The sequence below is a fragment of the Mesorhizobium sp. M7A.F.Ca.ET.027.03.2.1 genome, assembly GCF_003999175.1.
In the GTDB taxonomy this organism is placed as follows: domain Bacteria; phylum Pseudomonadota; class Alphaproteobacteria; order Rhizobiales; family Rhizobiaceae; genus Mesorhizobium.
Map to the genome: position 1 here is coordinate 1 of NZ_RZOM01000819.1, position 2,866 is coordinate 2,866.

Annotated in this window: 4 protein-coding genes; all 4 read right to left on the reverse strand. The window is 61.7% G+C overall.

Annotated features, from left to right (window positions below; genetic code table 11):
• A partial coding sequence (locus tag EN750_RS27430) for an ABC transporter permease (RefSeq protein WP_189526491.1) occupies positions 1-427 on the reverse strand: 427 nt, incomplete at its 3' end.
• Positions 424-1,752, reverse strand: coding sequence for a proline--tRNA ligase (proS, locus tag EN750_RS27435; protein WP_127272306.1), 1,329 nt, complete (start codon positions 1,750-1,752; stop codon positions 424-426). The genes EN750_RS27430 and proS, both read right to left, overlap by 4 nt.
• Before the next feature lie 635 nt (positions 1,753-2,387).
• Positions 2,388-2,672: a DUF1467 family protein gene (locus EN750_RS27440; protein ID WP_127267197.1), complete on the reverse strand. Its 285-nt coding sequence runs from the start codon at positions 2,670-2,672 to the stop codon at positions 2,388-2,390.
• On the reverse strand, positions 2,669-2,866 hold a 198-nt coding region (locus EN750_RS27445), incomplete at its 5' end, for a VOC family protein (RefSeq protein WP_189526493.1). The genes EN750_RS27445 and EN750_RS27440, both read right to left, overlap by 4 nt.

A 2,866-nucleotide genomic window follows, 5' to 3' on the forward strand; every position in this document is an offset into this window, starting at 1 on the left:
CGATGGCGATCTTGCTCAGATCCTCGCCGCGTATGCCGCGCACCAGCGCTCCGGTTCCGCCGCCGACATTGCCTTGCGCAAGCACCTGGCCATCAATCAGCGGGATGGCGTATTTAACGCCTGCTACACCGTTGATGCGGCTGGCGACCTGCGCATAGTCCTCCAGCGGCGAATCGAGCGGCTGCACGATCAGATGGCCGTTGACGCCGAGAATGCGCGTCAAAAGCTCCGCCCTGAAACCGTTCATCACCGCCATCACCACGATCAGCGTGGCGACGCCCAGCATGATGCCCAGAAACGAGATCGAGGCGATCACCGAGATCACCGTCTCCTTGCGCCGCGAACGCAGATAGCGCCAGGCGACCATGCGCTCGAAGATGGAAAAGGGTCCGGCGCCGACCGGTCTTGCCGCCACCGCCTCGTTCATGCGGCGACACCGAAACGCTTCTTCACGTCTGCGATCGGCAGCGTCTCGCGCTCGCCGGTCTTGCGATTCTTGATCTCGATCTCGCCGGCTGCGACACCACGCGGCCCGACGATCACTTGCCAGGGCAGGCCGATCAGGTCGGCGGTGGCGAACTTGCCGCCGGGCCTCTGGTCGGTGTCGTCGTAGAGCACGTCCTTGCCGGCGGCGACGAAAGCGGCATGCAATTCGTCGCAGACGCGGTCGCACTCGGCGTCGCCCGCTTTCATGTTGATCAGCCCGATGTCGAACGGAGCCACCGCCTCCGGCCAGATGATGCCGTTGTCGTCATGGCTGGCTTCGATGATCGCCGCGACCAGCCGCGACGGACCGATGCCGTAGGAGCCGCCGGAGACGAAATGATCCTTGCCGTCGGGCCCGGTCACCTTGGCGCCCATCGGCTTCGAATATTTGTCGCCGAAATGGAAGATGTGGCCTACCTCGATGCCGCGCGCCGAAACCTTGTCGCTCTCGCCGATCTTCTCCCACGCCGCCTCGTCGTGCATCTCGTCGGTGGCTGCGTAGGGTGTCGTCCAAGTCTTGACGATATCGCCGATCTCGGCGGCATTGGCGAAGTCGGTCTTCTCTCCGGGCACATCGAGCGAAAGATAGTCGCGGTGGCAATAGACCTGGCTCTCGCCGGTGTCGGCCAGGATGATGAATTCATGGCTGAGATCGCCGCCGATCGGCCCGGTGTCGGCCCGCATCGGTATCGCCTGTAGCCCCATGCGCGTAAAAGTCCGGAGATAGGACACGAACATCCTGTTGTAGGCCGCCCTGGCGCCCTCGAAGTCGAGGTCGAAAGAATAGGCGTCCTTCATCAGGAACTCGCGCGAACGCATGACGCCGAAGCGCGGCCGCACTTCGTCGCGGAACTTCCACTGGATGTGGTAGAGATTGAGTGGCAGGTCCTTGTAGGACTTCACATAGGCGCGGACGATCTCGGTGACCACTTCCTCATTGGTCGGGCCGTAGAGCATGTCGCGGTCCTGCCGGTCCTTGATGCGCAGCATCTCCTTGCCATAGTCGTCATAGCGGCCGCTTTCGCGCCACAGATCGGCCGACTGGATGGTCGGCATCAGGATTTCCAGCGCACCGGCGCGGTTCTGCTCCTCGCGGATGATGCGGCAGACCTTGTCCAGCACCCGCTTGCCGAGCGGCAGCCACGAGAAACTGCCCTGCCCCTGCTGGCGGATCATGCCGGCGCGCAGCATCAGCCGGTGCGAGACGATCTCGGCCTCGCGCGGGTTTTCTTTGAGGATCGGCAGGAAATAGCGCGACAAACGCATGGACAGGTCCGTGAGTGAGGAGGGCCGCGTCAGAATCGGCGCGACTTTGGCTTGCTTGACCCGGCTTCATAGCCATTTCAAGGCGGAATGGGAACCCGGACGCTTCGGCCCGAAAAGCGGCAATCGATTTTCAAAAAGCATGGGATAGCCGGGATCAGAAGCGTCGCACCGTCCTTCGCCCGCCCAGAAGACCCACGGCGCTGCAAGGCCTCCCGGTCACCGCGCGCGTCTTGATGATCGTTCGCCAAGCAACGCCTGCCACACTATTGTGCAGTGCAGCACGAGAATGCCCGTTTCAAGGCAAAATTCTTCGTGACATTTTCATTCGCCTTAGGCTAATGTACCTCGATAACCGAGAGGGTGGAAAAAAATCTGCTCTCCTACGCGGTCAAAGTCTTGGGAGGATGCGATCTAGGCGCGGTTACTCGCTGCCGCCGGAAACCGGAAACAGATCGGACGCGTTTAAATTGCAAGGCCTCGTGCCTTGCATTTTTTTTGTGCAATCATCTGCTTAGCGCAACGCGTTGCCAAACCACCTTACCCAGCGTCAGCGCTCGTCCGGCCGCAAAACTGGACGGAAGCCCTGTTCGAAACCATGCACAGTTTTCGACGAGCGAAACGCCGCTGCCGGGCGTTTATTTGGCTAAGGTTTGGCTGAATTCTGGCACGATGTGCGGGATGTCGTTGAGGCTGTATCCGAGCCCATGCGTCAGGCCATAGAAAATGCCCATCAGGATCGCGGTGGCGATGGTGGTGCGGATCACCGCGCGCAGCATGTGGGGACCGCGCGGCGCGCTCGGAACCGTGCCGAGCGTCACGTCACGATCATCGTCCTGCGTCCTCACGCTGAACGGCAGCACAGCGAACAGCACCACCCACCACGTCGCGAAAAACAGGGCGGTGAACGAAACCCAGCTCATGATTGCTCCAGTTCGATCAGCGTTCCGAAAAAATCCTTCGGATGCAGGAACAGCACCGGCTTGCCGTGCGCGCCGATCTTCGGATTGCCGTCGCCCAGCACGCGGGCGCCGGCGGCCTTGAGCTGATCGCGCGCGGCCAGGATGTCGTCGACCTCATAGCAAAGGTGATGCATGCCGCCGGAGGGGTTCTTCTC

What these genes read in the sequence shown, in the direction of transcription:
- EN750_RS27440 (WP_127267197.1), bottom strand. Translation starts at nt 2,672, where the DNA reads ATGAGCTGGGTTTCGTTCACCGCCCTGTTTTTCGCGACGTGGTGGGTG.
- proS (WP_127272306.1), bottom strand. Translation starts at nt 1,752, where the DNA reads ATGCGTTTGTCGCGCTATTTCCTGCCGATCCTCAAAGAAAACCCGCGC.